Raw genomic sequence first — 22,489 nt, forward strand, 5'->3', positions numbered from 1 at the left:
TTACAATAAAGCCGGAAGAGCCGGGACCGCGCAGAAAGCGATGATACCCAACTGACGCTTGCGGGACGGGGTAACGAGCAGTGCGGTTGCGAGAACTGCCCAGGCGAGGGGCTGGACGAACAGCATCGTTACATTGGCGTCCGCCTCGCTCCAGCCTGCCGACAGAACCAGAAAGCGCAGCGCCAGCGCTATCGCGACGGCACCTGCAAACGCTCCGACGGCAACGAGCAGAAAGGTGGTGATCCTGCCGCCGACGCGATGCGGCTTCGTTGGCGCGACCTGCGCTCTGCGCTGCCGTTCCTTATCCGGTCCTGCGGGGGCGGACCAAGCGGCAAAGCCGAGAAGAGCCATGGCCGTCATCATTGCAGCTGTCGCTGCCACTGCAACACCCCAGGCCCCTGCCCCGATCGCTGCGAGAATGGAACCGAGCGCCAAGGCGCACCAACCGCTTGCCACCATAGCGGTGCGCGGCACGCGCGCGCCTTGCCGCCGCCGCCAAGCGCTCCGCAAAAGCAGGACGCCGAAGCAAGCGAGCAAGACGGCGACGGGCATGGCGAGCGCAGGTTCCATCAGAACCCCTGCGTCAGCGTGACGAAGACGTTACGGACCGCGCCGAGGAAGCAGTCGCCGCGTGCCAGACAGGCAGCGGGGTAGCGCTCATCGGTCAGATTGTTGGCGTTCAGAGCGATGCTCGTCTTGCCGTAAGTCACTTCGGCGAAGGCATCGAAGGTGGTCACATCAGGCGTGCGGACAATGTTGACCCCGCTGCCACCGCCGGGAAGCGCGACATTGCCACGCGAGATATTCTCGCCCGCATAATGCGCGCCCCCGCCCAGTTGCAGCGACCACTCGCCCATATCGACCGTCTTGGACAGCCAAAGCGAAGCGTTGTGTTTCGGCACATTGTCGAGCTGGAAGCCGATCTGGCGCGGATCGCTCGCCTCGGTCAATTCGGCTTCATTATAGCTGTAATTGGCCAGCACGGTGAAGTTGTGCGGCAGGATACGGCGCGCTTCGAACTCGATCCCGCGCGATTTCAGCTCGCCTGCCTGTATGCGATTGGTGGGATCGGCCGGATCGTTGATCAGCCGGTTCTGCTCGGTGATATCATAGCCGGTGACGGTCACCAGTGTGCTGCGATCGGGCCGCCATTTCGCGCCGATTTCAAACTGCTTGCCGCGCGAAGGCCGATACCCCTCCCCGTCCCGATCGAACCCGGCGATCGGCAGGAAGCTCTCGGTGTAGCTGAAGAAGGGATGGATATCGAATGCCAGCTCGCCGATGATTCCGGCGCGCCAGGTGAAGGCATTGCTGTCCTGCTTCACCGCTGCCGTACTGATGTCGTCGACCCAATCCTGACGCCCTCCGACGACGACATGCACCCGGTCCGCGATCGATATCTGATCCTGCGCATAGACGCCGATCTGCTCCTGCGATGCCGTGGCGACCGGACCCAGCGGCGGCGCAGGAAAGCCGTTGCTGATACGATCCGCGTAGAGATCGATCGTATCGAGCGCGAAACTGCTTTGCCGGTTGGTTTCGTTCCAGAGGTAATCGACACCTACCAGAACCTCATGCTTGATCGCAGCGCCGGTGGCGAACTGAAAGCCTAGGCCGGTGTCCGCGCTGAACACGTCGATGCCGCCGCGCGCGCCCTGCGTGTAACGCTGGATTTGACGCCGATCGTCATCGAGGAACGGATTGACCGGATTGGAATAGCTGTTGGTGTAGCGCACGACCGAATCGATATCGCTGTCGATATAGCGCGCCCGTGCCTGCAGCCGGACGACATCGCTGAACCGGTGATTGAACAGCGCCGTGCCCGACAGGATGCGCCCGTCATAGGGATCGCCCGGCTCTCCGACGAAGGTGGAATAGGGCAGAAAACCGTTGGCATTGCGTTCGATATTGCGCGCGCTTTCGCGGTCGTCGTCCGAAAAAACGGTGCCGAGCGGCAGAAATTGCGCAACCGATCCGCCGTCGTCTTCCTGATAATTACCGATCAGCGTGAGCGAGGTGTCCATGCTGGGCTGCCAGGTGACCGACGGGGCGAATAGGACCCGGTTGTCGGGGACGAAATCGGTTTGCGTATCGGCATCGCGCGCCCGGCCCGTCAGGCGCACCGCGATGGTGTCGGACAGCGGCCCGGTGACATCGGCGAGCACTTCCTTGCGATCGAACGAGCCGTAGCGAAGCGAAATCTCTCCGCCGAATTCGAACTGCGGCGTCTTGGAAACGAGGTTGAGGAGGCCGCCGATGCTGCCCTGGCCAAAGAGGACCGACGCAGGCCCGCGCACCAGCTCGACGCGGGAAAAGGCATAAGGGTCGGCCGCGATCGAATTGTAGAAGCCGAACAGCTCCCGCATCCCGTCGCGATATTGAACCGGTGAGATGCCGCGCACGAACTGCGAATCGACGCGGCTGTCGAGGCCATAAGCCGATGGCTGCACGCCGGACACATAGCGGAGCGTCTGCGCGATATTGAGCGCGCCCTGATCGTTAAACGTATCGTCGGTCACCACCGTGATCGGCTGCGGCACCTCGATCAGCGGCGTATCGGTTTTGGTACCGGCGGTTACCGTGTCGAAATAGCCGGTCACTACGATTTCGTCGAAATCGGCCCCTTCACGATCCGATGCGTCGCTCTCCTGCGCAAGGGCCGCGGGAGCGGTGAACAGCATCGCGGCGGCAAGGGCGATGCGGGACGCGGAGAGGGAGACAGACATGGACTAGGCTTTCAATTGCATGAACGATTATGCAACCGGACTAGTGATAATGGTAATGACTCGCAATAGGCAATTCGATCATTGTGATCGACGCCGTTCATCAGGCTCTCTGGACAATCGACGCACGAAGCTCGTCTGCGCGCGACCCGCCGGACTGCGTCTGCTTTCGGTTACGCTACCTCGGAATGCTCACCTTGCCCTACGCGGTTGCAATCCGAAGGCGTTTTTGCCAACGCAGCCGCTTGCTTCGCTGCCCTGAGCGGGAGCGCGACATGAGGTTATTCCCTTTTGAACGATACAAACCAATTTGCGGCGGGACGCGATCGGTCCTTGCGCGAGCGGACGGGCCGCTTGCTTGGCCAATGGGGCGTGTTTGCGCGCGGCTTCCTTGAGCATCCGCGCATGGTCGGATCGGTCATCCCATCCTCGCGCTTCACCATCGAGAAGATGCTGGCACCGGTGGACTGGGACAGCTGCAAGCTTTTCGTGGAATATGGGCCGGGCGTGGGCACCTTTTGCGAACCGGTGCTCGAACGCCTGCGCGCGGACGGCGCGTTGATCGTGATCGATACCAACCCGCTCTATATCGACTATCTGCGCCGTACGATTCATGATCCGCGCTTCACCGCAGTGCTGGGCAGCGCGGCGGATGTCGAGCGGATCGTGGCCGAACATGGCCATGACGCGGCTGACTATGTCCTGTCCGGCCTGCCATTCTCCACCTTGCCTGCCGGCGTGGGTCCGGCAATCGCAGCGGCCACCCACCGCGTCCTGAGGCCCGGCGGCGCATTCCTTGTCTATCAGTTCAGCAAACGCGCGCGCGACTTCATGGCAAAGCATTTCGACCAGATCGATAGCGGCTATGAATGGCGCAACGTGCTTCCGTGCGAGCTGTTCTGGGGCTGGAAGACGTGACGCCGCAGCGTCCTTGACCACCCAGGCACAATGGCCGAAACGCCGTGGTCATGAAGCTGTTCTTCGACGATCGTCAGTGTACGCACGCCCCCGCCCGTGAACTTCACAACGGCGACTGGACCGACTTTGCCGAAACCCCGGCACGCGCGCTTGCTGTTAAAAGTCACTTTGCCGAGTGGGCGGAAGTCACCGACCATGGCTTGGAGCCCATCCTGGCAGTGCATGATGCGGACTATGTCGCCTTCCTGCAGACCGCACATGACGAGTGGCTCGCGGCGGGCCGGCCCGGCGATGCTATTCCCTATGCCCTCCCGGTCATCCGGCGGCGTCCGCTGGATCTGACGCGGATCGATGCAAAGCTGGGCGCCCACGCTTTCGATACGGCGACCCCGATCTCGGCGGGCACCTGGACCGCCGCCTACTGGTCTGCGCAGACCGCGCTGTCGGGCGTCGATGCGCTCGCGGCGGGGGAACGCAGCGCCTACGCCCTGTGCCGCCCGCCCGGCCATCATTGCGGCGCGGACTATATGGGCGGCTATTGCTACCTCAACACACCCGCCATCGCCGCCAGGGCGGCCGCGGCCCAGGGTCTTGGCCCGGTGGCGATCCTCGATGTCGACTATCATCACGGAAACGGCACGCAGGACATCTTCTACGAGGACGGTAGCGTCCTGTTCTGCTCGATCCATGCTGACCCCAAAACGGACTATCCGTTCTTCTGGGGGCATGCTGATGAGACGGGCGCGGGCGCGGGCAAAGGCGCTACGGCAAATTGGCCGCTGCCGCGCGGTACGACGGGCGAGACCTATATGCCCGCATTGGACGCTGCGCTGGCGCGGATCAGGGAATGGGGCGCGCGCTCCCTGATCGTCAGCTTCGGCGCGGACACCTATGATGGCGATCCGATCTCCTTTTTCGCGCTGACACAGAACGATTATCGCGAAATGAGCCGTCGGATCGCAGCGGTCAATCTGCCAACACTCGTCGTAATGGAAGGCGGCTATGCGGTGGATGCACTGGGAGAAAATGTCGCGGCATTTCTATCGGGTTTCGGGCGGGACTGATCGCGCCGCTTTACCGCGGGGCGCAACCGTATATCGTGCCAGTCATGACTGATCTTCGCACATTCTATCCGCCCATCGAACCCTATGAAACCGGCATGCTCGATGTCGGTGACGGGCATGAAATCTATTATGAGCGGTGCGGCACGCGCGGCGCAAAACCGGTGGTCTTCATTCACGGCGGACCTGGCGGAGGCTGCTCGCCCGACCATCGGCGGCTATTCGATCCGGAAGCCTATGACATCATGCTGTTTGACCAGAGAGGCTGCGGACGCTCGACGCCGCATGCAGAGCTGGAAGCGAACACGACCTGGCATCTGGTGGAGGATATCGAGCGGCTGCGGACCATGGCCGGCGCCGAGAAATGGCAGGTCTTTGGCGGGAGCTGGGGGTCCACCCTCGCGCTTGCTTATGCGGAGACTCACCCCGACCGCGTGAGCGAACTGGTGCTGCGCGGGATCTACCTGCTCACGCAGGCGGAGATGGACTGGTATTATCGCTACGGCGTGTCGGAGATGTTCCCCGAACGTTGGGAAGCCCTGGTCGGCCCGCTATCGCCGGAGGAGCGCGAAGATGTGCTCGCTTCCTACCATCAACGCCTGACCGAAGGAGCAATGGAGGAGCGGCTGGAGGCCGCCAAACGCTGGTCCGGATGGGAGGGGAACACTATCCGGTTGCTGCCGGACAAACAAGCGGCGGACGCGTTCGAGGAAGACCGCTTCGCCCTGGCCTTTGCGCGTATCGAGACGCATTATTTTGTAAACCGCGGCTGGATGGAGGAAGGTCAACTGCTGCGCGACATTGGCACGCTGCACGGCATCCCCGCCGTTATCGTCCACGGCCGTTACGACATGCCCTGCCATGCGCGCACCGCGTGGGAGCTGCACAAGGCGTGGCCGGGGTCCGAACTCCACATCGTGGAGGGCGCAGGCCATGCCTATGACGAGCCGGGCATCCTCGACCGGCTGATCCGCGCGACCGATCAATTCGCCGGGAGCTGAGCGCGCAACCGCTATAGCATGAGAGGACGCGTTCTGCCGTCAGGCGACGGATTGCATGCGCGCGCCGGGATCGCCGAGACGGCTCACGATCCTGCCCACCTCACCGCCGGGAACGGGCCGGCTATACCAGAAGCCCTGCACCTGCTGGCATCCTTCACGGCGCAGCGATTCGATCTGGTCTTCCGCTTCTACACCCTCGGCCAGCGTTTCCATGCCCAGCGCGCCCGCCAGCGTTGTGATCGCGCGAATGATCGCGCTGGCGCCCGTCCCCTGATCGAGATCGGTCACGAAGCTGCGGTCGATCTTGATCTTGTCGAACGGGAAGCTGCGCAGATAGCTGAGTGAACTATAGCCCGTGCCGAAATCGTCGAGCGAGATGCGCACGCCCAGGCTGCGCAGCTTATGCAAGAGGTCGAGTGTTTGATCGATATCGGCGATGAATACCGATTCGGTGATCTCCACCTCCAAAAGAGAAGGCTCAAGGCCGCTTTGCGCAAGCGCCTGCAGGATCGCATTTTGGAGATTGGTGCTCTTGAACTGGATCGATGACACATTGACTGCCACGCGAAGCCGCTCCGGCCACTGCGCTGCCTGACGACAGGCCTCTCGGATCACCCACTCGCCGATCGGGATGATGAGCCCCGTTTCTTCTGCTAGAGGAATAAACTCTGCGGGCGAAACCATGCCGCGCTGGGGGTGGTGCCAGCGCAACAGGGATTCGAAACCGACCAGCCGTTCTTCGGAAAGGCTGTAGAGCGGCTGAAAATACAGCTCGAACTGACCTTCGCTGAGCGCGATGCGCAGGTCCAGTTCCAGCTGGCGGCGCCGGCGGGCTGCATCATCCATCGCCTGTTCGAAGAATTGATAGCCGGCCTTGCCTTCCTGCTTCGCCCGATAGAGGGCCAGATCGGCATTCTTGATCAGCGTCTCCGCTTCCGTGCCGTCGTCAGGCGAGCAGGAAATGCCGATGCTGGCGTTGATCGGCACCTGCTGCCGCCCGATCATCACGGGCTCATCGAAGCAGTGGAAAAGTTGCTCGGCATGGCCCAGCATATCTTCGTCCGCTTCGATATCGGCGATCATCACCGCGAACTCATCGCCGCCCTGACGCGACACAACCGCCCCCGGCATGAAGCTGGTCAGGCGCCGCGCAATCTCTTTCAAAACAGCGTCGCCCGCCGGATGGCCGGAGGTGTCGTTGATCAGTTTGAAATTGTCGAGATCAAGATAGCAGACCGCCACTCTCTTGCCATTCGTCATGCGGGCAAGGGCGGAATTGAGCTGTTCGGTGAACAGCTTCCGGTTGGGTAGATCCGTCAAAATGTCGTGTAGCGCGATATGCGATATCTTGCGCTCACGGTCGTGGATCGCCTCGATCATGGTGTTGAAGCTGGTCGCGAGGCGTCCCACCTCGTCACGTGAGCGCACGTTCACAAAAGCATGATGCCCGTCTGCCACGCGCTGAGCGGCCGCATCCAACTTGGCGATCGGACGCGTGATTCCACGCGCGATAAGCCATCCCAAGACGATCGTGGCACAAACGCCGATCACACCGAGCAGGGCCAGCAGCCAGATCAGGGGCCGATATTCGGACAAGGCCTCGCTTAGCGAGTGGCGCAGCAGCAGAACCGGCTTCATCGATCCACTGAGCGATGGAAGCGCCGAAGCGCGGTAAAGGATGCGCTCGCCATCTTCGGACCGCTCGATCGGGCTCGTGTCGCTGGTAACCGTAATGTTCTGCGGCAGTTTGTTGGCTGCCACGATCCGGCTTTCCAACGGAATGGCGGAAAGCTCCGAAAGACTGGTCAGCGCGCTTTTGGTTAGCGGTTCTGCCAACACAAGCCATCCGGCGAGGTCCGGAAGTTGAATAGGCGCGGCAACGGCGCTTGCGGGATTGTCCGACACCGTCACGATGCCCGCGCTCTCTCCATTTGAGAGCGCCTGGAACAGCCCGCGTCGTTCCTTTGCGGACAAGGCCCTGGCATCGCCGATGATTGCGCCGCTGGCCTCCACCACAAAAGCCTCCGGCACACCGGCACGGGCTTTCAGGCTATCGAGCGCGCTTTCAATAGTGAGATTATCGCCAAGGGCGACCGCCTTGCGAAAACCGAAATCGCCTGAAAGGACGTCGGCCTGCGCGCGCATCTCTCTGGCGCGCAGTTCGAGTATTTCCTCGAACACATCAGCATTAGCCGCCATGTCGCGCGAGATGACGCGCGCCGCATAGGCCTCAATCCCTCCGCTCGCCACCATGATGACCGCACCGAATGCTGCCGCGAACAGCAGCGCATAGATGACCGCGATGCGCAAGCGCAGCGATCCCACGCGAAAATTCATGCTAGCGAAACGGTGTTGTAAACGCGTCAGGTTCATATGACGAACGTCATCCGCGCAGCGGCAGCACGACAGAGCGACTGTTGAACCCGCCGTTCAGGCTGGTGGCGTGTTCGGCCTCATTGTCCGCGGCCACTGCGCTTGGATACCAGATGCGCACCTTGGCCCCGCCTGCAGGCAAGCCATCGAACCGGACGCGCCCCTCGCGGTCGGTCTTCGCGGCGAAGGGCGTATCGACGACCTTGATGTAGCCGCGCATCTGATCGTGGATATTGCAGCCAACCGCTACCGTACCGGCGATCGGAAAGCTCTGCGAGCGCGTCTGATCGCTGCCGTAAAGATTGATCTCGAACTTGGCCGGCTTTGAAAAGCTGTAGACGCTGTGCCTGACCCGGTCGAAATTGGGGAAAGCGACGTTCGATCCTTTAGCGACGATCAATGTTCCCGGAACAAATGCAAGATCCTTCTGGCCCATCGCGTTTGGCCAGGAAAAGCCCTTCGGAACGCTCACGCCCGCGGCGGGGTAGATAGAGACAACGGCATCCTTGATCGGAAGACCGCGAGCGTCTTTCACCTGAACCGCTAACGTCGAACCGGGGCTACCTTGCGCAGATAAAGCAAGCGCGACGGCGCCGGAAAGGCCTGCCGCCGCGATGGAGAGTTTGGCAATCATGGCCGACCGTCTAGCCCGCAATGGCTGACAATTGATTAAGCAGCCTTCCCCAGAGCCGCCAAAAAGTCCGGGCGGCGCCGATAGGCTTCCTCCGATGCTTAAAAACTTTTTTACCCAATCCAACTAGCTCTCGGCGGGATGACTAATGCCTCGACTCCCGGTCTGCGCAAAAGAAGCATGAGGGTAATTCTCGCCCTCTGCGCCATGGGCCCGGCAACAGCTGTTCATGCCCAGCAAATCGCCCTTGATCTCGCGGCCATCACGCCGACCGAGACGGTTAGCTATGCGGACGGGCGGACAGACCCGATAGCCGTTCAGCCGGTTGAGAGCGGCGGGTTCATGACCGACGACGGCGGCGCGATGATGACGGGCGATGAGACAGCGGCGTCGATAGATGCTCCATCGGGATCGATGTCCGTCGTCAGCTACAACGGCGACAGGCTGGAGGTGCCGCCCCCTCCGCCGCCGCCGATCGATGCTTCGGCGCCTGCCGTGCCGGGCCGCAGTCATTATGGCGGACTTCGCTGGGGCGGAAAGCTGCGGCTGACGAACGGCATCGCCACGCTGGACGGCGCTTCGGGTGGCGGTTTGGCCGGCTGGGGGCTGATCGCGGGCAAGGAGACCGTTCAGGGCATCGGCGGATCAGCGCATGTGACCTATGTGGAACTGCCCGATTACAACTGGCAGAGCCACGGAGCCGCCATCGGATTATTCGACCGGCTGGAGCTCAGCTATGCGCGCCAGAACCTCGATACGCTTGACGTTGGTGCTGCGCTCGGCCTCGGGCGCAGCTATGTGCTCAATCAGGATGTCTGGGGCGCCAAGGTTCGGCTGTTCGGAAGCGCGGTCTACGGGCCGCCCCTGCTGCCGCAAGTCGCGATCGGTGTGCAGTACAAGAACAATCTGGACGATGCGGTAACGCAGGCTGTCGGCGCGGCGTCCGACGATGGCACCGATTTCTACGTGGCGGCCACCAAGATATTTTTGAGCCAGAGCCTGCTCGCCAATGCCACCGTGCGCTTCACCAAAGCGAACCAGCTCGGCCTTCTCGGCTTTGGCGGCGATCGATCGGACAATCGTTCGGTGCAGTTCGAGGGCAGTCTGGGATATATGCTGTCGCGCAACCTCGTGGTGGGCGGCGAGTATCGGACAAAACCCAATAATCTCGGCATCGCCCGAGAGGATGACTGGTGGGATCTGTTCGCCGCGCTGGCGCTGGGCGACCACTTCACGCTGACCGCCGCCTATGCCGACCTTGGCACGATCGCGATCGCCGACGATCAGCGCGGCGGCCTCCTTTCGCTTCAAGCAGGCTTTTGATCAGAGACCGTTTATGCCCATCATCCTTCCCCTCCTGCTCCTGTTGCAAGACCCGGCAGCGTCCGCAACGCAGCAACCTGTCGACTGGGCCAAAGCACTCGGTATCGAGGAGGAGAAGCGCGATCCCGTTACCGGCGAATTTCCGGTCGATCCTTATGCGCAGAGCAATGCCAATGCCGGAGCCGCTCCGGTGCGAAGCGACACCCTTGCCCACGACTTCGGCGGGCAGCCCGGTATCCGGAGGATGACCGACAGGTTGATCGAGATCAATCAGGCCGATCCGCGTACGGCCGCGATCTTCGAAGGGCATGACATGGTGCGCCTGCGCCGGACGCTGTTCGAACAGTTCTGCTACATCCTGGCAGCCGGGTGCGACTATACGGGCCGCGACATGCGCGCCGCCCACAAGGATATGGGGCTACAGGTCAACGACATGAACGCGCTCGTGGAGAATCTGCAACGGGCGATGCGCGAGCAGGATATCCCTTTTGCCAGCCAGAACCGGTTGCTTGCCAAACTTGCGCCGATGCGCGCTGACGTCCTGAAGCGCTAAGAAGAAGCTTGTTGCGCCGCCTCCGCTGAACCATCGCTGCGGCCCCGGCCGATCCTCTTTACCATGCGGCCGACCGTTGCACCCTGGATCAGAACTGAAAAGAGAACGACGAAGAACGTCGCAGCGAGCAGCGTGTTGCGAATGTCGCCCGCAGGCAGAGCCAGCGCCAGTGCGATGGAGATGCCGCCGCGCAGGCCGCCCCAGACGAGAATGCGATAGCCACCCTCACCTACCAGCCCCAGCGGGCGCAGCAGAAGCATCGGGCCGCCGACCGCAATGGCACGCCCCGCTAAGACCAGCGGGATCGCGGCTAGCCCCAGTATCGCCAGCTCCGGGCTGATGGCGATCACGATAATTTCCAAGCCGATCAGCAGGAACAGGACGCTGTTCAGCAGCTCATCGATCAGCTCCCAGAATTTTAGCACATAATCGCGCGTCACGTCGCTCATCGCATAGGTCACGCCCTGATTGCCAATCAGCAGCCCCGCCACCGCCATCGCCACCGGCCCGGCGAGATGGAAATTCGAACAGAAGGCATAGCCGCCCATGACCACGGCCAGGCTGATCAGCACCTCCAGCGCATACTCGTCGACGCTGCGCATAGCGCGAAAGGCCACATATCCGCTGGCTAGGCCCACCAGGATACCGCCGCCCGCTTCCAAGGCGAAGAGCCGTAGCCCCTCTGACAATGAAAAGTCCGCGCCGGTTACGGCAGCGCTGAGCAGGATCGTGAACACCACGACGCCCACGCCGTCATTGAACAGGCTCTCTCCCGCCACGGTCGCCTGGAGAGCCGGCGGCACGGCAAACCGCTTGAGGATGCCAAGAACCGACACGGGATCTGTGGGGCTGATGAGCGCCCCGAAGACGAGACACCAGATAAACGGTATCGCGATGCCCATCGCGCCGGTCAGCAGAAAGAACGCCCCGCCGACGATGATCGTGGATATCAACACACCCAGCGTGCTGAGCAGCAAGACCGCGAACCAGCCCTTGCGCAAGTCCGCCAGATCGACGTGGAGGGCGCCTGCGAACAGCAGGAAACTGAGCATGCCCTGCATCAGCGTCTGCGAAAAATCGATGCGGGTGAGGAAGGCCTCCACCATGTCCGAGATGGCCGTGCCGGGCACGAACTCGTCGATCAGAATCAGGATCACCGATGTCCCGGCACCCATCACGGTAAGCCCGATGACATGCGGCAGCCGAATGAAGCGATGATTGCAGTAAGACAGGACCGCGGCGATTACGACAACGATGGCAGCCGCGTCGAACGCAGATAGAGAGGATGTTTCGTGCATCCCACACGCCTAGCGCCGCTTAGGGTCAGAAAGCCAGCGCGGTCACGACTTGCAACATTAATCAAGATTAGAATTGAGCGCGAATTAACTAAATTTATAGCAACGCCCTCTAGCTGCGATATCTATGCAGGCCAGAGTTGTCATCATTGATGATCGTCCCACCAATCTGCGCATTTATGCGCAGTTTGTGAAGATGATGGGTACCGGCTTTGAAACCCATTGCTTCAGCAATCCGGTCCACGCACTGGATTTTCTGGAGACCGAGCGTGCCGATCTGCTGATCGTCGATTACCGCATGCCCGAAATGAGCGGCGCCGAATTCATCCGCAAGGTGCGCTTAATGCCAGCCGGGGGCGATATTCCGGCCATCATCATCACCGCGCATCAGGACCGCGAATGCCGAATCGCAGCCTTGGATGCAGGTGCCACCGATTTTCTGCAAAGCCCGGTTTCCCAGCCCGAATTCAAGGAACGCTCACTTAAGCTGCTTGAGCAGCGCGCGCGCAAACGCGAGATCGCTCAGCGCGCAACCGATCTGGGGCGACATGCGCATGCCGTCAAAACCGGAACTCCGGGAGACGAAGCAGCAAAGTCGATGCTCGAACAGATCATCGACACCATCCCGATCATGATCAACGCGTTGGACAAGGACGGCAAGTGCCTGTTCCTGAACGCTTATCAGGCGGCCATGTTCAATCGTCAGCCGAACCAGCTTGTCGGTCGTGACATGTATTCGCTGTGCCCGAGGAAGTTCGGCGAGCGCGAACGTAGGCGCGACGCGATCGTTTTGGAAAGCGGTGAGCCGCTCCCGCATTATGAAGAGCGGCTAAGCAATGACGGCGTCGAGCTGATCTTCCACTGCAACAAGAACCCGCTCCTCAATCGCGAGGGCGAGACGATGGGCGTGCTTACCACCGCGGTCGATATAACGGCGCGCAAATTTGCCGAGGAACACCGAACGCACCTCGCGCTGCACGACATGCTCACTGGCCTGCCGAACCGCGCTCTGCTCCAGGAAAGGCTGGGACAGGCCATCGACGAGGCTGAGGACAAGCCTGGATGCGCAGCCTTGCTGCTGCTCGATCTCGACCGGTTCAAGATCATCAATGATACGCGCGGCCACCAGACGGGCGACATCCTGCTGCGCGAGGTTGCAGAGCGCCTCAACGCGATCATTCAGCCGGAAGAGATCGCCGCTCGCATCGGCGGCGATGAGTTTGCGCTGGTCCTTCGCGGGATGACAGGGCCGGACGAAATCAGCCGTCGGTGCGCTGGCCTGCTGCGGGATATCAACCGTCCTTACGAGATCAACGGCGTCGAACAGGTTGTCGGCGCCAGCATCGGCATTGCGCTGATCCCGGGCGATGGCGACGATGCGGACGAGCTTTTGCGGCTGGCCGATCTCGCCATGTACGATGCAAAGGGACGGGGCCGGAACGGCTACTGTTTCTTCTCGCCCGAACTCAATCAGGTGGCCCAGGCGAACGCGCGTACCGAAATCGAACTGCGCGAAGCGATTGCCGCAGGACAGTTCGAATTGGAATTTCAGCCGGTCGTCGAAATCGCCGATCGAAATCCTGTCGGAATGGAAGCGCTCATCCGCTGGAACCATCCCACACGCGGACGCCTGTTGCCCAAGGACTTCCTTCCCGTCGCCAGCGATAGCGGGCTGATGGATTTGATCGGAAACTGGGTCATCGAAGCGGCCTGCCGCCAGATCGTTCACCTTCGCGATCGCGGCCTGTTCGTTCCCCGGATTGCCATCAATATCTCGCCGCGCCAATTTCTGACGCAGGATGTGGTCCATGAGATCCTCAGCCGCATCGAACGGTTCGGCGTGGACCCTGCCTACCTATGCATCGAAATTACCGAAGAGGTGTTGCTGGAGCGAAATGGCGAGATCATCAGCGCCCTGAAGGCCCTTCGCAAGGCGGGCATCAACATTTCGATCGATGACTTTGGAACCGGATACAGCTCGCTACAATATCTGCGCGATCTGCCTGCCACGCGGCTCAAGATCGACCGGGCCTTCGTCATGCGGATTACGGAAAGCTCGGCGGACCGGGCGATCATAAGCACTATCGCCCATCTGGCCCATGCCTTGCAGATGAAAGTGGTGGCCGAGGGTGTCGAGACGCAGGAACAGTTCGATCTGCTGCGAGCAGCCGGCTGCGACGAAATCCAGGGCTGGCTGACGGGCAAACCTATGGCCAGCAGCGATATCGAGCGCATGCTCGCAGGCTCCACCAACCACCTGCAAAGCCGCCCGTGAACCCTCGCGCGCTCTTCACCGGTTTTGAGCCCATCCCAACCAGCGACCGCCGCTGGAAGGGAGAGCGCGAAATTCTGAGCAATCGTCTGGTCATGGGTTCGCTCGCCCTGATCGTCTGCTGGCTAGCTGGCATTTCTCCTTATGTGATAGCGGCTTTCGGCATCTATCTCAGCTGTAATGCTTTGCTAATGCTCGGGCGTCGCACCGGCATGAAGCCGCAACTTCGCTGGATCAGCTCGATCTTGCTCGATGCCACGATGGCCGCCGTCGCACAGATTCTCGAGCCTGCGCAGATGTCGTTCGCCTGGGTGATCATGATGTGGGCGGTTCTGGGCAACGGGTTTCGCTTCGGCAACAGATGGCTGTTCTTGGCAGCAGGAGCGATGGCTGTTTCTTTTGCCACCGTAGTCGCCGTCTCCCCTTTCTGGCATGACATCCCCGTTCTGGCCGCGGCTTTGCTGGCGGGCCTGCTGGTGCTGCCGGCCTATTGCTCCACGCTCATCGCAAAGCTTTCTCGCGCTACCGAGCAGGCCACGGCCGCCAACCGCGCAAAGAGTTACTTTCTCGCCAGCGTCAGCCATGAACTGCGCACACCGCTCAATGCGATTATCGGGTACGCGACGCAGCTCGAGGAGGAAAATCTCAGCCCCCGAATTGCCGCAATGGTCGGTAGCAGCCACAAGGCCGCTGAGCATCTGCTCTATCTGATCGAGCAGCTGCTGTACGCCTCGCGCAGCGAAAGCATGCAAGGCCCGGTTTCGGAAAGCGCCTACACCCTGCCGGATCTGGTCGCTCAAACGCGTGACATCCTGATACCGCAGGCACAGGAAAAAGGCATCGATCTGCACGTCCATGCCGCGCCGGGCAGTGACCAGAAGATCTGCGGCCCTGCGGAAATGGTCCGCAACATGATGCTGAACCTTGCCAGCAACGCAATCAAATTCACTGCCGAAGGACAGGTCGTCATCGAATGCGGAATCGCACAGGCGCCGGACGGCCCGGAGCTGTGGTTCGCGGTGGAAGACAGCGGGGTCGGCATCGCGCCGGAAGCACAGCAGCGCATTTTCGAACCCTTTGTCCAAGCGGACGAGAGCGTTCTGGATCGGTTCGGCGGCACCGGACTTGGACTCGCGATCTGCCGGCAATTCGCTGATCGCATGGGCGGTGTCCTCTCGGTCGAGAGCGAACCTGGCGTTGGCAGCCGCTTCACCTATCGCGGCCCCGCCAGCTTTGTTCAGCAAAGCGATGGTGAGGAAGAAAGCGCGGAGACCGAAGCCGCGGCGATCATCCATTTCGGCGGGAAGGAATTGGAAAATTCCGACGCCCGCTATCGGATCGACTTGGAACCTTGCGCAGATGCCGACGATCTGCGGGCGGCGCTGAAGAGCGCAGAGCTTCAAAAATATGACATCGCCGTCATCGACGAAGCGATCGCAAATATGGTCTCGAGCGCCGATCCGCTTTGGCAGCTATTCATCGAAGCACGAACCCCGGCGGTTCTTCAGTCCGCAGACCGCTGCGCCAATCTGGAAGATATTGCTCTGCGCGCGGCGTTCGCCACCGTCATCCCGCACCAGCCGGACTTTGCCGCGCTCCGCAGTGCAATCCGGATCGGCTGCTCGTTCCGCGGAACGCCCCCGTCCGATGCGCAGGCGGAGCTGGCACCAGCCGCGCAGATCCTCATGTCGCCGCGCCGTGTTCTCGTCGCCGACGATAATCGTACCAATCGCGAGGTATTGAAAACCATCCTCGAATCCATCGGCCACGAAGTGCATTTTGCGGTCGATGGTGAGGAGGCGCTTGAGGCGCTGGAGAACCTCAACTTCGACATCGTCTTGCTGGATGTGAACATGCCCAAGCTATCGGGCATCGAAGTCTGCGCTCTGTGGCGGCAGATCGAAGGCCCGCGCCAGCGCCTGCCGATCCTTGGCCTGACCGCCGATGCCACCGATGAGACCGCGCAGAAATGTCTCGATGCGGGCATGGATGCGCGTTTCACAAAGCCCATGCGGCGCGGCGAACTGATCCGCGCCATGGAACAATTTTGTCCCGAACCCCAAAGCACTTTGGGCAACGCAGCCGCCGCGCCCGGCAAACTGGTAACGGTGCCGGACGCACTGTCATCGTCCGATAACGTCCTCGATCCCGCGCAGATCGAAAGCCTTCTGGAAATGGGCGGCACCGAATTTCTCGAATCGCTCTGCCTCAGCTATTGTGAGGATGTCGAGCAGTTGATCGTCGATCTTGAGCGCGCGGCAAACCAGCAAGAGCTTGAGGCTTTTTGCTGTGCCGCGCATGCCATCAAGAGCTCTGCTGCCAATATCGGCGCGAGCGATTTGCGGACGCTGTGCGGACGGCTTGAGACGATTGCAGCGCCAGAATTTCAGGCAAATGGCGTAAGTCTGGCCAAAACGGTCAAGCAGCAAGCCCGCCTGGTAGAGGAGCAACTTTCCGCCATGACCGCCGGGGCCATCCGCGCGGCCTAATCAACCGCGCGGCTTCCAAACGGTCAGACAGGGCGCGGCATTCGCTTGGCGATCCGGCGCTCCTGCGCATCGGCCAGGCGTTCCATCTTCCGCACGTCGGCATCTGTCAGATGCATTGCGGTCTCGGCCCAGATATTGGTGATCTCCAGAAGCTCATCCAGACTGACCGGATGCGAAGCCTTGCGCGCCGAATAGACCGCCCGCTCGGCATGAAAACGTGATCGGTTACGGCGGGTATAGTCGATCACGGTCGCCTCCCCTTCGCCATCCTCGGCCAGAATATCGACGATGCCCATGTCGTACAGTTCCCCGGCCCCGTAAATCTTTCCGCCGAGGATGAACTCTTCCGTCATCTTGCGGCCAACGCGCCGCAGCAGGAAGCTATAGGCACCCATGCCGGGGAAGAGGTTGAAGATGATTTCCGGCAATCCGAGCCGCGCGCTTCGTTCGGCCACCAGCAGATCGAAGGCCAGCGCATGCTCAAACCCACCGCCCAGCGCATCACCCTGCACCAGCGCCATGGTGATGATTGGCGCGCCAAAACCAGTAGCATGCGAATATTGCATCCGTGTGCAGGTTTCCGCGTAAGCCCGCATCGCCGGCAGATCGCGGTTACGGATATTGGCGGCGAAATGGCGCAGATCGCCGCCGAGGTTGAAGATGCCAGGTGTCTTCGATGCGCCGACAAAATAGCGCATGCCGGACAGTTCAGGGGAGGCACCGGGCTTCGCGCAGCGCGCAATCCAGTCATGCACCTCCTGGATCTCCGCACCCAACTCATAGGTATAGCTGGGACGACCCTTCTGATCCATGTAACACCATATGATGCCGTCCTCGGCATCGTGGCGCAGCAAAATCTGCCCGAACCGCCGCTCCAGCAGGTTCGGTGCAGTGCCTAGATCGCCGCGATCATCCGATTGATCATTGGCAATACGGGCGTGGAGTACCATGGTTCATTCCCCCATTGATGGTCATGTTTATCGTCATGAACCGGCCACCCCTGCCAGCTGGCTCAGCATAGCAGAAAATCGGGCGGTGCAAGAATGAACTGTTCGTTAGTTTCAAACTGTGACGCTTTGGCACCATATTTATAACGGTCGGAATAAACAGCGGATGGCGCGCCAGGCGGCGTTCGGCGCAAGAGTCTCCTGCCCGTCATAATTCGTTCGTCAAACTGCCTTCCCGGCTGCATCTGCCCGTCATGAAGCCTGCCTATTGGCTGCCCTCACGGCGGTGGGGGCAAGGGATTCGTCTTCGCATCGTCATGTCAGCGCCCGTCTTTGGCGGGCACCAGATTTCCATGCGGAGAATTTACATGATCAACTCCAAGCTTCGCGGCATCCTCTACGCCACCGCGGCGGCCGCGGTTCTCAGCGCTTGCGGCGCTGATGACATCGCCCAGCCCGATATCGTGATCACCCCGCCGGCCCCCAGCCCGGCCCCTGCGCCTACCCCCACTCCCACGCCGACGCCGACGCCCGCGCCGCCGTCCGGCAAGATCACGGCGGCGGCTGCTTCGGCCTGCACCACCGGCACAGTGGACAACGGCATCATCACTTTGGCGGGCGATGCCGGTACGGTGCGCAATTGCCGTATTAATAGCAGCGTGATCACGCAGAATATTACCCTGTCCGGCCGCCGCGACAGCGGTCTTGTCTACACCCTGCCCGGCCGGACCGAAATCGGCTTGGATCGCGGCTTCAACGGCACCGCCAATTCTGAAGTCGTGATGACCATCAATCCCGGCGTCACCGTGGTTGCCACCGATCTCAGCTCGTTCCTCGTCGCCAACCGCGGCTCACGCTTGGAAGCAGTGGGCAATTCCGACGATCCCATCATCTTCACGCATATCGACCAGCTGACCGGCAATGTGACCGACACGACCAACCGTCTGTGGGGCGGCCTCCAGTTGCTAGGCCGCGCACCCGTCGCCGATTGCGGCAGCGGCACCTCGCTTGCCGCGGGCAATTGCGAACGCTCGGTCGAAGGTCCAGTCGGCCAGCCGATCTTCTACGGCGGCAATGATCCGACCTGGGATGCCGGCACCATCCGTTTCGTGCAGATCCTCTTCACCGGCGTCGGCTCGGGCGGCAACGAGTTGCAGGGCCTCACCACCGGCGGCGTCGGATCGAACACGCAGATCGACTATGTCCAGGTCCACAACAGCGCCGATGACGGCATCGAAAGCTTCGGCGGCCGTCAGGACATGTCGCATCTGATCTTCACCGGCGTAGCCGACGATTCGGTCGATCTCGACACCGGTTACCAGGGTGCCATCCAGTTCGTTCTGGCCATCCGTCGTCAGGGTACAAACACCGGTGAAGCCGGCGACAGCACGATTTTTGAGATCGACAGCTCGACCAGCGACCCCGCAGCGGCCAACCAGGCACCGCGCACCGATGTGGTGATCGCCAATTTCACGCTCATCAGTCCGGAAACGGATTCGCCCGTCATCAAGCTGCGCGGCGGCGCGGATATCGCGCTCATCAATGGCGTGGTCGTGGGCCAATCCGCCGCAGCCAGCAATTCGGGCTGCCTCGATGTGGACAACAGCTTCACCGTGCAGGCGTCCGGCTCCACGCAGACCGGTAACAATACTCCGTCTGCCAATGACAAGGGCCCGCCGGTGTTCCAGTCGGTCGTGTTCGATTGCCCGACGCTCTATGATCCCGATAGCGACGATTTCGAAGCGCAGGCGTTCACGGCGGCCGGAAATGGCAACAACAACGGCGATTTCACCAACTCGCTCCAGTCGGTGTTCATCAACGGCGCGAACGAGAACGGCGTGACGGCAACCGGCAACCTCAGCCAGGCCTATGACGCCTTCCTTCAGAGCCCCGGCTATATCGGCGCGGTGAAGGACGCCAATGACACCTGGTACAAGGGTTGGACCTGCAACACCGATGTCGCTTCCTTCGGCAGCGCGCAGGACTGCAAGACCTACCGCGTAAGCTGATCGGCCGACGCGAATGCGGGGCGGCGGCTGCACGATGCGGCCGCCGCCCTTCCGTCATTAAAAATAACAAGCATTTGTAAAACAGGGATCATGTCTATGCCGACGCTGCGCACCCTTGGCTGCCTCCTGCTGGCCTCGACCGCCCTTTCCGCGGTTCCCGCATTCGCCCAGTCCACCACGCAGTCGGTGCCGCGCACGCAGCCGCCCTCGGGTGAGACCGCGGCCGACGCGCCCGATCCGGATGAGGATACCATCGACAGCGCAACGCCCGGCGCCCCCCAGGACGCAGGCGATGACAATGTCGATATTTCCGCGCCAGGCTCCAGCGACTTCGGCAACGAAATCATCGTCCAGGGCCGCTATATCCCGCAGCCGGTCCGCGACAGCGGGCAGGTGGTGAACGTGCTGTCCACCGAAGAGATTGCCCGCGCAGGCGACGGCGATATTGCTGGCGCGCTTGGCCGCGTGACGGGTCTTTCGGTCACCAATAACGGCTTCGTGTTCGTTCGCGGCCTGGGCGATCGCTATTCGCTCGCGCTGCTGAATGGCCTTGCCCTTCCCTCTCCCGAGCCGCTGCGCCGCGTAGTGCCGCTCGATCTGTTCCCCACCAGCGTCGTCTCCAGCGCGGTGGTGCAGAAGAGCTATTCGGTGAATTATCCCGGTGAATTCGGCGGCGGGGTAATCAACCTGACCACGCCGGCCATTCCGGACGAAAATTATTTCACCATCGGCGCCGGCATCAGTGGCGACACCGAAACCACCGCCCAGTTCGGCTATACCTATTATGGCAGCGATCTGGACGTCATCGGCCATGATGACGGCACACGCAGCCGCGATCTCGGTTCGCTGCGCAACGCGCTCGATACGCGCAGCCCGATCACGCAGCAAACCTATAGCGAGGGGGACCTTTCCTCGCTTGCCAAGCTGGTGCCGGTTTCGGCCACCGGCGTACTGCAGCGCAATTTCGAAATCCCGGCCAATGCGAGCTTCGATGCCAGCGGCGGCTTTTCCTTCTATGCCGGTGATACGCGCATTGGGGTGATCGCCAATGCCGGGCTCAGCAATGGCTGGCGCACGCGGGAAGCAACGCAGCAGATTGCCGACGGCCCGACGTTCAATCGAAACACGCAGGTAGTGCGGACCGAAAACAGGATTGTCGCAAACGGACTGCTCGGCATCGGCGCCGAGTTCGACAGCTACAACAAGATCCGGTTCACGAACCTTTACATCCACGACACGTCCAAGCTGACCCGCCGCTCGGGTGCCTACACCTTCAACACGGGGGATGTGCTGACCCGCGTGGGCGATCCGTTCGATGTGATCGAAAGCCAGACCAGCTACATCCAGCGCCAGCTGATCAATTCGCAGATCGTCGGCGAATTCCGGTTCGGCGACATCTCAGTCGATGCGCGGGCGTCCTACGCCAATTCCAAGCGCAATTCGCCGCTTGAATGGACCATCCCCTACTTCTTCCGCGCCAGCCAATTTGCCTATGTGAATGATTTGCGCGCGTCCCCGCCCAGCATCGGATTCAGCGATCTGAACGAGGACGTCTGGAACGGAGGGTTCGACGTTTCATATCCGCTACCGACCGCACTGAACATCGTGCTGTCCGCGGGATATAACTACACCGACACGAAGCGTGATTTCGTCAATCGCACCCTGGAGTTCCGCGATGGCGGAAACCAGATCGCGAACGAGACGATCCTGCCGTTCGTGCAATTGCCGATCCAGTATCTGCTCTCGCCCGGCTCGATCGATTACAACAATATCTATCTGAACGAGACGTCAGTCGATACGCTCAACATCCAGTATCGCGGCGATCTGACCGTCAATGGCGTATATGCAAAGGCGGAGGTCGAGCCGGCCCAGGGTGTGCGCATCGAAGCGGGCGTTCGCTATGAAGATGGCAAACAGGCAATCACGCTGGTCGATTATTTCGGCACCAATGCCAGCGGCGATTTCGTGCGCGAGCTTAACAACGATTACTTCCTGCCCGCCGCGACGCTGACTTGGAATTTTGCGGACAACTACCAGTTCCGGCTGAGCGGTTCGAAGACCATTGCCCGCCCGCAATTCCGTGAACTGGCACCCATTCCCTATCAGGATGTCGAATCCGATCGCCGTTTCTCGGGCAATCCCTTCCTGATCGACAGCCAGCTCTACAACGCCGAAGGGCGTGTGGAATATTATCCGGGGCGCGGAGAGCGCGTCTCGATCGCCGGTTTCTACAAGAAGATCGACAACCCGATCGAAACCATTGCGGACGTGAACGAAAACCGGCTGAGCGCGACCTTCGCCAACGCACCGAGCGCCAATCTTTACGGCGCGGAGTTCGAGCTGGTGAAATTCTTCCCGCTTGATTTCATCGGCGGCGATATCTTCGCCACCAAGCGCCTCGTGCTGTCCGCCAATTACACCTACAGCAAGTCGAACATTCAGGCGAATGAGAGCGACACGGTGCTGGTCTATCGCCCGCCCAACAACTCGCTTGCGCTGCCCTCGAACCAGGTGTTCGTCGATGGCCGGCCGATCACCGGACAATCCGAGCATCTGGCCAATGTGCAGTTCGGTTTCGAAGACACCGACATGCTGCAGCAGATCACCTTCCTGCTAACCTATGCAAGCGACCGGGTGAGCAATCGTGGCCCGCGCAATACCGGCGGCGGCATCGATCCCGACATTGTGGAGAGCCCCGGCCTGCGCCTGGACATCGTCGCCCGTCAGGGTTTCGATATCTGGGGCCAGCAGTTCGAGATGAAGTTCGAGGCGCGCAATATCACCGGGCGCGATTTCTACGAACGACAGTTTGGCGATGGCTACACCGTGCTGAACAACGTGTATGAAGTCGGCACCACCTTCGCGGCAAGCCTGTCCGCACGCTTCTGATCCTG

15 protein-coding genes are annotated in these 22,489 nt (G+C 61.3%); 9 read left to right on the plus strand and 6 right to left on the minus strand.

Going from position 1 to position 22,489, the window contains the following annotated elements:
* Entirely contained in the window at positions 1-570 is a 570-nt protein-coding gene (locus H7X45_RS04345; protein ID WP_187336319.1) for a hypothetical protein, read from the minus strand.
* On the minus strand, positions 570-2,726 hold the full coding sequence (locus H7X45_RS04350) for a TonB-dependent siderophore receptor (RefSeq protein WP_187336320.1): 2,157 nt from the start codon (positions 2,724-2,726) through the stop codon (positions 570-572). Before H7X45_RS04350 ends, H7X45_RS04345 begins: the two co-directional genes overlap by 1 nt.
* A 288-nt stretch (positions 2,727-3,014) precedes the next feature.
* Here H7X45_RS04350 and H7X45_RS04355 point away from each other — a divergent pair, with 288 nt between their 5' ends.
* From H7X45_RS04355 to pip, 3 genes are read left to right on the plus strand one after another with little or no spacing between them, the layout of a single operon-like run.
* Positions 3,015-3,641, plus strand: coding sequence for a class I SAM-dependent methyltransferase (locus H7X45_RS04355; RefSeq protein ID WP_246449670.1), 627 nt, complete (start codon positions 3,015-3,017; stop codon positions 3,639-3,641).
* Between the two features lie 50 nt (positions 3,642-3,691).
* A complete protein-coding gene (locus H7X45_RS04360) occupies positions 3,692-4,705 on the plus strand; it encodes a histone deacetylase family protein (protein WP_187336321.1) in 1,014 nt (337 codons plus the stop codon).
* A 44-nt stretch (positions 4,706-4,749) separates the two neighbouring features.
* A complete protein-coding gene (gene pip, locus H7X45_RS04365; protein ID WP_187336322.1) occupies positions 4,750-5,703 on the plus strand; it encodes a prolyl aminopeptidase in 954 nt (317 codons plus the stop codon).
* A 39-nt stretch (positions 5,704-5,742) separates the two neighbouring features.
* On the opposite strand, the gene H7X45_RS04370 is transcribed toward pip, so the two are convergent.
* Both H7X45_RS04370 and H7X45_RS04375 read right to left on the minus strand, forming a co-directional pair.
* Entirely contained in the window at positions 5,743-8,040 is a 2,298-nt protein-coding gene (locus tag H7X45_RS04370) for a putative bifunctional diguanylate cyclase/phosphodiesterase (protein ID WP_187336323.1), read from the minus strand.
* 46 nt (positions 8,041-8,086) lie between these two features.
* The gene (locus tag H7X45_RS04375; protein ID WP_187336324.1) at positions 8,087-8,710 is read right to left on the minus strand and encodes a cupredoxin domain-containing protein; all 624 of its coding nucleotides are present in this window, start codon (positions 8,708-8,710) and stop codon (positions 8,087-8,089) included.
* Positions 8,711-8,887: 177 nt separating this feature from the next.
* On the opposite strand from H7X45_RS04375, the gene H7X45_RS04380 reads away from it, so the two are divergent.
* Positions 8,888-10,030, plus strand: a complete 1,143-nt coding sequence (locus H7X45_RS04380; RefSeq protein WP_246449672.1) for a DUF3034 family protein — start codon at positions 8,888-8,890, stop codon at positions 10,028-10,030.
* Positions 10,031-10,043: 13 nt separating this feature from the next.
* Positions 10,044-10,583, plus strand: coding sequence for a group I truncated hemoglobin (locus H7X45_RS04385; protein WP_187336325.1), 540 nt, complete (start codon positions 10,044-10,046; stop codon positions 10,581-10,583).
* Here the strand turns inward: H7X45_RS04385 and H7X45_RS04390 are convergent.
* Positions 10,580-11,881, minus strand: coding sequence for a cation:proton antiporter (locus tag H7X45_RS04390; RefSeq protein WP_187336326.1), 1,302 nt, complete (start codon positions 11,879-11,881; stop codon positions 10,580-10,582). The two genes, H7X45_RS04385 and H7X45_RS04390, sit on opposite strands and share 4 nt — an antisense overlap.
* 124 nt (positions 11,882-12,005) lie before the next feature.
* On the opposite strand from H7X45_RS04390, the gene H7X45_RS04395 reads away from it, so the two are divergent.
* Both H7X45_RS04395 and H7X45_RS04400 read left to right on the plus strand, forming a co-directional pair.
* Complete coding sequence (locus H7X45_RS04395; RefSeq protein ID WP_187336327.1) at positions 12,006-14,153, plus strand: EAL domain-containing response regulator; 2,148 nt, start codon at positions 12,006-12,008, stop codon at positions 14,151-14,153.
* A complete protein-coding gene (locus tag H7X45_RS04400) occupies positions 14,150-16,639 on the plus strand; it encodes a response regulator (RefSeq protein WP_187336328.1) in 2,490 nt (829 codons plus the stop codon). The genes H7X45_RS04395 and H7X45_RS04400 overlap by 4 nt, the downstream gene beginning before the upstream one ends.
* A 23-nt stretch (positions 16,640-16,662) precedes the next feature.
* On the opposite strand, the gene H7X45_RS04405 is transcribed toward H7X45_RS04400, so the two are convergent.
* Entirely contained in the window at positions 16,663-17,589 is a 927-nt protein-coding gene (locus tag H7X45_RS04405; protein WP_187336329.1) for a crotonase/enoyl-CoA hydratase family protein, read from the minus strand.
* Between the two features lie 365 nt (positions 17,590-17,954).
* Here H7X45_RS04405 and H7X45_RS04410 point away from each other — a divergent pair, with 365 nt between their 5' ends.
* Positions 17,955-19,595, plus strand: coding sequence for a hypothetical protein (locus tag H7X45_RS04410; RefSeq protein ID WP_187336330.1), 1,641 nt, complete (start codon positions 17,955-17,957; stop codon positions 19,593-19,595).
* Positions 19,596-19,691: 96 nt separating this feature from the next.
* The gene (locus H7X45_RS04415; protein ID WP_246449674.1) at positions 19,692-22,484 is read left to right on the plus strand and encodes a TonB-dependent receptor domain-containing protein; all 2,793 of its coding nucleotides are present in this window, start codon (positions 19,692-19,694) and stop codon (positions 22,482-22,484) included.
* Positions 22,485-22,489: the final 5 nt, after the last annotated feature.

Source organism: Novosphingopyxis iocasae, from assembly GCF_014334095.1.
Lineage (GTDB): Bacteria > Pseudomonadota > Alphaproteobacteria > Sphingomonadales > Sphingomonadaceae > Novosphingopyxis > Novosphingopyxis iocasae.